General features: G+C 53.1%; 2 protein-coding genes and 1 pseudogene. 1 reads left to right on the top strand and 2 read right to left on the bottom strand.

Features of this window, described 5'->3' with window-relative positions; genetic code table 11:
* The first annotated feature begins 12 nt into the window (after positions 1–12).
* Positions 13–888 carry a transporter gene (locus RTY00_RS15905; RefSeq protein ID WP_312665090.1) on the top strand — a complete coding sequence of 292 codons (876 nt, stop codon included), beginning with the start codon at positions 13–15 and terminating at the stop codon, positions 886–888.
* Between the two features lie 43 nt (positions 889–931).
* Here RTY00_RS15905 and RTY00_RS15900 read toward each other — a convergent pair whose 3' ends face one another.
* Both RTY00_RS15900 and RTY00_RS15895 read right to left on the bottom strand, forming a co-directional pair.
* Positions 932–1,864: a ribokinase gene (locus RTY00_RS15900; protein ID WP_312665096.1), complete on the bottom strand. Its 933-nt coding sequence runs from the start codon at positions 1,862–1,864 to the stop codon at positions 932–934.
* Positions 1,865–1,875: 11 nt separating this feature from the next.
* Positions 1,876–2,166 (bottom strand): annotated as a pseudogene (locus tag RTY00_RS15895) (RpiR family transcriptional regulator); the annotation flags it as partial.

Raw genomic sequence — 2,166 nt, 5'->3', positions numbered from 1 at the left:
CGGAGAATCGTTATGAAGAAAACAGTCAGTGCTATCGCGACCTTAGTGACAGCAACGCTGTGCTTACCTGCTTATGCGCTGGAGTTTTCTCCCGGCGATTACGAAATGCTGCCAGCCGATAAAAGCCTCGCGCTGGCCTACTTTCAGTATTCCCACAGCGACGATTATTATTCGCAGGGGAAGAAGGTCGACGCTGATTACCGCTTGCGGACTCAAGCCACGCTGCTGCGCTTTATTCATGGCTTCCGTCCGGCAGAAAATATCAGCATCGAACCGCAGGTAATCGTTCCTCTGGTTAGCGCGGATGCGATGGGCGATGCGCGCGCGCTCGGCAACGCCTCGGGATTGGGTGACGTGATATTTGGCGTGCCGTTTAAGTTCAATCTGGATGCGCAGGGCAGGGATCTGCTTTCGCTGGCGCCGTTTATCTATGCGCCAACCGGCAGTTACGACCAACAAAAAGCGCTCAACGTTGGGGATAATCGCTGGCGCTATCTGCTGCAGGGCGTGTGGATCCACCATTTCTCTGCGTCGTGGGCATTTGAAACCGGTGCTGACGTTTCATGGGTCACGGCGAATGATGCTTATGGCGCGAATAGCAGCACGCTCAGGCAGAGTCCGCGCTACGAGTATCAGGCTTATCTGCGTTATAACCTAACACCCGCGACACAGTTTGGCATTGGCGGCGGATGGATAACCGGAGCGGAGAGTCGCGTTAACGGCACTGCTCAGGACGACCGACTCAACAGCAGCTATCTGCGGCTGTCGGCGGCCCATTTTGTGCTACCTGGCGTTCAGATCCAGCTTTCCGCTGGACGGGATATTGCGGTAGAGCAGGGATTCCGGCAGGACACTAATATCAGCTTGCGGTTGGGGCTGCTGTTTTGAGCAAGCCGCTATAAGGTTAGCGGCTTAACCAGAGGTGTGAGTTTTAGCCAAACAGCCGCTGGCGGTTTTGCGTCAGAGCGTGTGCCACATCAGGCAGCATCGGGAAAGAACTCTGACCGCCATATTTCTGGATTGAGCAGGAGCTGATTTCAGCAGCGAATGGAATCGCGTCTTCCAGAGCGATGTTGTTCACCAGGCAATAGGCGATGCCGCCAATAAATGAATCGCCTGCGCCGGTGGTATCCACCACATCCGGGCAGAACACAGCGGGATAATGTCTGGCACCTGCATCACCGGATAACACCGCGCCTTTCTCGCCCAGCGTGATAATCACCCGGCCATTCACCTTCTGCTGTAGCGCTGCCGCACAGGTCATCGCTTCCTTGACCGACGTGACGGTGGTTTTGCTCATGAAGCTGGCTTCGGTTTCATTCACCACCAGAAAATCGACCTGACTCAGCGCCTGCGCAGAGATTTCGCGTGCTGGCGCGTTGTTGAGCAAAATCTGGCAATCATGACGGCGTGCCACGCTGATGGCACGTTCAACCACATGATCGGGAATCTCCGACTGCAGGATTAACAGTGGCCGATCGCTGAATAACCCATCGTGAATATCGGATTCGGTAATCAGGTAGTTTGCGCCCTTAATAATGGTGCTGCAGTAATCACCGGATTCCAGAATCTGCACGATGCCAATGCCCGAGGTTTTTCCGCGTTGGCTAATGTTATCCACCGATACGCCGTTTTCATTCAGCGATTTTATGAGCTCAGAGCCATAAATATCATTGCCAACGCAGCCCACCATATTGACGTTCAAGCCCAGCTTGGCGCACTGAACCGCCTGGTTTGCTCCTTTTCCGCCCGGCATTAGCATCAATTCGTTGCCGGTAAACGTCTCCCCAATTTCCGGCAGGCGATCCTGCTGGACAAGAATGTCGTAGTTAAGACTGCCAATAACAACAATATTATGTTTCATCATTTCGGCCCTTAATTGGCGGTGCGTTTGGACGCAACCGCATTTCTGGTGTTGTGTAAACTGGTCTGACTTTTTTCGCTGGTCTTGCTGGCGATAATGGTAAAAATGGCATCGAGAATATTCAGATGCACAATGCGCGTGGTGGCGTTTTCTCCGGTAATCGGATTATTTTTCACCGAGGAGATAATCGAGTGCCTGGCAATTAAACTCAGTGGGCTGTTGGGATAATTGGTCAGGCAGATGGTTTCTGCGCCGTTCTCATTCGCCGCTTTTACCATCTGGATAATGTCTGTGGTTTGGCC

This window comes from Pantoea sp. CTOTU49201 (assembly GCF_032054795.1).
Classification (GTDB): domain Bacteria; phylum Pseudomonadota; class Gammaproteobacteria; order Enterobacterales; family Enterobacteriaceae; genus Pantoea; species Pantoea symbiotica.
Note: the sequence above shows the minus strand (reverse complement) of the source record. Positions and strands in the feature narration are given on the sequence as shown.

Bases quoted from the DNA above. Each gene is read 5' to 3' on its own strand.
- RTY00_RS15905 (WP_312665090.1), top strand. From the start codon at position 13: ATGAAGAAAACAGTCAGTGCTATCGCGACCTTAGTGACAGCAACGCTG.
- RTY00_RS15900 (WP_312665096.1), bottom strand. From the start codon at position 1,864: ATGAAACATAATATTGTTGTTATTGGCAGTCTTAACTACGACATTCTT.